This window comes from Streptomyces sp. NPDC058459, from assembly GCF_042721685.1.
GTDB lineage: Bacteria > Actinomycetota > Actinomycetes > Streptomycetales > Streptomycetaceae > Streptomyces.
On the sequence record NZ_JBHXLV010000391.1, the window covers coordinates 1 to 2,277 of the forward strand.

A 2,277-nucleotide genomic window follows, 5' to 3' on the forward strand; every position below is an offset into this window, starting at 1 on the left:
GGAACGGGGCGCCCCTGTCCGAGCAGGGGCGCCCCGTTCCGTCGTGAGCGGACTCAGAAGAACTTCCGTCGTGAGCGGGCTCAGAAGAACACCGAACACCGCTGCACCAGCAGCTTGTACAGCGTGTGCTGGATCTGCTCGCGGACCTGGTCGGTGAGGTTGAACATCAGCATCGGGTCCTCGGCCGCCTCCGGCGGATACCCGTCCGTGGGGATCGGCTCACCGAACTGGATGGTCCACTTCGTCGGCAGCGGGATCGCCCCGAGCGGCCCGAGCCAGGGGAAGGTCGGCGTCAGCGGGAAGTACGGGAAACCCAGCAGCCGCGCCAGCGTCTTGGCGTTGCCGATCATCGGGTAGATCTCCTCGGCGCCGACGATCGAGCACGGGATGATCGGCACCCCCTGCCGGAGCGCGGTGGAGACGAACCCGCCCCGGCCGAACCGCTGGAGCTTGTACCGCTCCCCGAACGGCTTGCCGATCCCCTTGAACCCCTCCGGCATCACCCCGACCAGCTCACCCTGGCCGAGCAGCCGTTCGGCGTCCTCGGTGCAAGCGAGGGTGTGACCGAGCTTGCGGGCCAGCTCGTTGACGACCGGCAGCACGAACACCAGGTCGGCCGCGAGCAGCCGCAGATGCCGGCCGGCCGGGTGCCGGTCGTGCACGGCGACCTGCATCATCAGCCCGTCCAGCGGCAGCGTCCCGGAGTGGTTGGCGACGATGAGCGCACCGCCCTCGGCCGGGACGTTCTCGATGCCCTTGACCTCGACCCGGAAGTAGTTCTCGTACACCGGGCGCAGCAGGGACATCAGGACCTGGTCGGTCAGCTCCTCGTCGTACCCGAAGTCGTCGACGTCGTAGTCCCCGGTGAGCCTGCGGCGCAGGAAGGCGAGGCCGCGCGCGACCCGTCGCTCCAAGGCGTCGGCTTCCCGGGTGCGCTCGACGGCCGGGGCTCCCTCGTCGCGGGCGCCGCCTCCGGTGGGCAGCGGCTGGACCGCGCCGGGCCGGCCGCCCGTGCTCCGGCGGCGCTGCTGCCGCTGCCCCGCGCCCGCGCGGGACCGGTCGTCGTCGAACGGAATGACCTTGGCGTCCGCCATCGTTGCCGCTCTCCTCAGTTGGCGCCGGGCTGCGGGACACGGGAGCCGCTCCCGGCGGTCAGCACGGCGACCCGGTCGACGGCCTCCGCGAGGGTCCCCGGCGGCAGCAGCCCCGGACCCTGTCCGCGCGCGAAGTCCGCGAACGTCTCCGCCGTCGTGTACGTGGGCGCGAACCCGAGGGTGTCGCGCATCTGGCCGGTCTCGACCACCCGGCCGTGGGTCAGCAGCCGGAGCTGCTCGGGTGAGAAGTCCGTCATACCGAGCGTACGTACCAGCGACCCGGCCCAGGTGACCGCGGGCAGCGGCAGCGGCACGGTGGGCCGGCCGAGCCGTCGGGAGCACTGCGACAGCAGCAGCACCCCGTCACCGGCGATGTTGAAGGTGCCGCTGTTCAGGGTGCCCCGGCGCGGCGCGTGCGAGGCGATCCGCAGCACCTCGATCACATCGTCCTCGTGCACGAACTGCAGCCGGGGGTCGTAGCCGAACACGGTCGGCAGCACGGGCAGCGCGAAGTAGGAGGCGAGCGGGGTGTCCGCGGTGGGGCCGAGGATGTTGGCGAACCGCAGCACGCACACCGCGACGTCGGGGCGGCGCCGGGCGAACCCGCGTACGTACCCCTCGACCTCGACGGCGTCCTTGGCGAAGCCGCCGCTGGGCAGCGCCTTGGCCGGGGTGGTCTCGGTGAAGACGGCCGGGTCGCGCGGGGCGGAGCCGTAGACGTTGGTGCTGGACTTCACCACCAGCCGCTTGACCGAGGGCGACTTCTGGCACGCGCCGAGCAGCTGCATGGTGCCGATGACGTTGGTCTCCTTGACCGTGGCCCGGCTGCCGCCACCGAGCGCCATGCCGGTCACGTCCAAATGGACGACCGTGTCGGCGCCGGTCTCCGCGAGCACGCGGGCGACGGTCGGCTGGCGGATGTCGGCCTGGATGAACTCCGCGCCTCCCAGGTCGTGCGCGGGCGGTACGGCGTCCAGGGCGATCACCCGGTCGACCTCCGGGTCCCGCTGGACGCGCCGCACGAACCGGCCGCCGAGCTGCCGGGCGACTCCGGTGACGAGCACGACCTTTCCCAAGACCAGCGCCTCTCTTCCGCGTCCACGACCGCGTTCCCCGTGTGCGGCCAACCTATCGGTTCGGGGTCACGGTGAGGCCCCCCGGACATGCCGGTGGCCCCCCGTCC

At 72.1% G+C, this 2,277-nt stretch carries 2 protein-coding genes; both read right to left on the reverse strand.

The window, feature by feature from the left end; all coding sequences use genetic code 11:
- Nucleotides 1-80: 80 nt before the first annotated feature.
- Complete coding sequence (locus ACFWN1_RS32965) at nucleotides 81-1,094, reverse strand: lysophospholipid acyltransferase family protein (RefSeq protein WP_384370343.1); 1,014 nt, start codon at nucleotides 1,092-1,094, stop codon at nucleotides 81-83.
- Between the two features lie 14 nt (nucleotides 1,095-1,108).
- Entirely contained in the window at nucleotides 1,109-2,170 is a 1,062-nt protein-coding gene (locus ACFWN1_RS32970) for an NAD-dependent epimerase/dehydratase family protein (protein ID WP_384370347.1), read from the reverse strand.
- Nucleotides 2,171-2,277 lie beyond the last annotated feature (107 nt).

What these genes read in the sequence shown, in the direction of transcription:
- ACFWN1_RS32965 (WP_384370343.1), bottom strand. Translation starts at nt 1,094, where the DNA reads ATGGCGGACGCCAAGGTCATTCCGTTCGACGACGACCGGTCCCGCGCG.